The sequence below is a fragment of the Flavobacterium sp. genome, assembly GCF_043773265.1.
Classification (GTDB): Bacteria; Bacteroidota; Bacteroidia; order Flavobacteriales; family Flavobacteriaceae; genus Flavobacterium.
This window is the reverse complement of the sequence record NZ_JAYVFH010000068.1, coordinates 1-2,704: the sequence shown is the minus strand read 5'-3', so window position 1 is coordinate 2,704 and position 2,704 is coordinate 1. Positions and strand designations below refer to the sequence as shown.

The following is a 2,704-nucleotide window of genomic DNA, read 5'->3' as shown; positions in this document are numbered from 1 at the left end:
GAATTGACTAATAACGTAAAAGGTGAGAAAATATTTTTAACTCCACATTTAAAAGATGTTAATGAAACATTGTTTAATTTTTATAATAAAAGGCATCATTTAGTATAAAAAATAAAATTAAATCTTAAGATAAATTTTAAAGAAAGCAATTTTAAAATCATTAAATTTGAATAAAATCAAATACTATGAAAAAGTTTCTTTTAATTTTTATTGTTGCAACTCTTGCAATTATAGCTTGTAAATCTAATGCGAGTTCTGTTTCTAATGTAGTTTCAATTTCTCTTGAACCAAAAAGCGGTAGCGAAGTAAAAGGTACAGCAACTTTTACAGAAAAAAATGGCTTTGTAACTTTAAAAGCAAAAATTACAGGATTAAAACCTGGAGTTCACGCCATTCACATTCACGAAAAAGCCGATTGTTCTGCTGCTGATGCATCTTCTGCTGGTGGACATTGGAATCCAACGTTTAAAAAACACGGAAAATGGGGTGAAGCCGAACATCATTTGGGTGATATTGGTAATTTTACAACAGACACTTATGGTAACGGAACAGTTTATTTTAAAACTGATAAATGGGCAATTGGTGGAACTGATGCTACTAAAGATATTTTAAATAAAGGTTTAATAATACACGAAAATCCAGACGATTTTACAACACAACCAACAGGAAATGCTGGTGGAAGAGTTGCTTGCTCTGCAATAATAAAGTAGATTAAGTAATTAAAATTAGTTCTAAATTTATGCTACAAAGCTAAAAAAATTATAGTTTTGTGCTTGAAAAAATTAGTATGATAAACCCATCGGCAAACGGCTGGATTGACAAATATTTTTCTGAAAACGTAACTTCTTTTTCTTCAGAAAGTACATTGTCATTTTATAAAAAAATTCGTGAAAGTGGTTTTATATTTGGACATATTATTACTTTAAATGCTTCTAAAACTATAGATATTACCAATTGGAAAAGTGATGAAACATCTAAAGTTGCATTGTTAAATTCTTTATTTTTAACCTATTGCAATGAAACTAAAGACTCCAATTCTACTGTATTTATAGAAAAAGCTGTGGTTTTTTATAATGAAATGCATCCTAAAGGATTTTCTTTATTTAAAAATTTACTTTCAAATACTAATTCTCAAAAATTAGAAAGTTTAATTAATCAAAGAGTTCAAACTAATAAAGACAGCATCAGTAAAAACTTTTCGCATATAGTAACAAATGCTTTGCTTTTTTTAGACATTTTAGCTTTTAAAATGTATTTAGAAAAAGGAGAAATCTCTGAAAAATATTTACAAAAAATAGAAGAAATAATTTTAACAATAATTTCGTTAGCATTACAATTAAAAACTAAAAAGACTCAAAACGACGATTTGCTTATAAAACTTTTCGAAGCTTCTGTTAGATATACTAAATTTTCTGACTTAAATAAATCTGTTTCTTTAGAAAATTTATCTTTCAATTTTTTTACTAACGATTTAGAACGATTTTATCTTTTAGATTTGGCAGGAATGGCACTTTGGAATGATGGAATTATAGAAAATGACGAAATTTATTTTCTACACAAACTAGGCGATAAACTAAATTTAACATCCAATTTTGTTGAAGAAAGTATTGCAAATACAAATATATTTATTGGTGAAAATAAAAAAAATATTCAATATTTTAATTATTCCAATCCTGTAAAACATTTTTATGATCAAACTACCAATGGTGTAGAAGTTTTAATAAATAGAAATAAAAAAAGATTAGTAAAAGAACTGTCTGAAAGTAAAGAGTTGCTTACTTTATTAGCAAAATCTACTAAAAATGATTTAAGTAAAGAAGAAAAAAAGAAAGTAAAAAAACAATTATTAGATGTTTGCAAAAGCATTCCATCATTAACTATTTTTTTACTTCCTGGTGGCGCATTATTATTGCCAATATTGATAAAATTTATTCCGCAATTATTACCTTCTGCGTTTAATGAAAATCTTGAAGAAGATTAAAATTTTAATTGATAAACTGAATCTAAATCTTTATTAGAACTAATATTTACTTCTAAATCAGTTACATAACCAGAGTTTAAGCCATAAGCCCAACCGTGCAAAGTTAATTCTTGACCGTTTCGCCAAGCTGCTTGAACTATAGAAGTTTTAGACAAATCGAAAACTTGCTCTTTTACATTTAATTCTACAAATTTATTAAAACGTTCTTCCTCATCTAAAATTGAATCTAAATAAATATTATGCAAACGATATACGTCTTTTATATGACGAATCCAATTGTCTATAATTCCTATAGAATCATTTCCCATTGCGGCTTTAACTCCACCACAACCATAATGACCACAAACCAAAACGTGTTTTACTTTTAAAACATTTACAGCATAATCTAAAACACTTAGCATGTTCATATCACTATGAACTACCATGTTTGCAATGTTTCTGTGAACAAAAACTTCGCCTGGTTTAGCACCAATTATTTCGTTGGCAGGAACTCTACTGTCTGAACATCCAATCCATAATAATGTTGGACTTTGACCTTTAGCCAAATCTTTAAAGTAATCTTTATTAAGTGCAACTTGACTTTCTACCCAAGTTTTATTATTATCAATTATTTTTTTATAAAAATCGCTCATAGTATTATTTATTTAAGAATTTGTTAATTACAAATTTTATTCAACAGAAAAAAACAGTGATTTGATAGCTTTTAATTTAATAAATTAATAA

General features: G+C 26.8%; 3 protein-coding genes. 2 read left to right on the top strand and 1 reads right to left on the bottom strand.

The window, feature by feature from the left end:
• Nucleotides 1-185: 185 nt before the first annotated feature.
• Together ACH2BO_RS03720 and ACH2BO_RS03715 are read left to right on the top strand one after the other, a co-directional pair.
• The gene (locus tag ACH2BO_RS03720; protein ID WP_395043413.1) at nucleotides 186-710 is read left to right on the top strand and encodes a superoxide dismutase family protein; all 525 of its coding nucleotides are present in this window, start codon (nucleotides 186-188) and stop codon (nucleotides 708-710) included.
• A 77-nt stretch (nucleotides 711-787) separates the two neighbouring features.
• Entirely contained in the window at nucleotides 788-1,981 is a 1,194-nt protein-coding gene (locus ACH2BO_RS03715) for an LETM1-related biofilm-associated protein (protein WP_395043412.1), read from the top strand.
• Here ACH2BO_RS03715 and can read toward each other — a convergent pair.
• Nucleotides 1,978-2,613, bottom strand: a complete 636-nt coding sequence (gene can / locus ACH2BO_RS03710; RefSeq protein WP_395043411.1) for a carbonate dehydratase — start codon at nucleotides 2,611-2,613, stop codon at nucleotides 1,978-1,980. The two genes, ACH2BO_RS03715 and can, sit on opposite strands and share 4 nt — an antisense overlap.
• Nucleotides 2,614-2,704 lie beyond the last annotated feature (91 nt).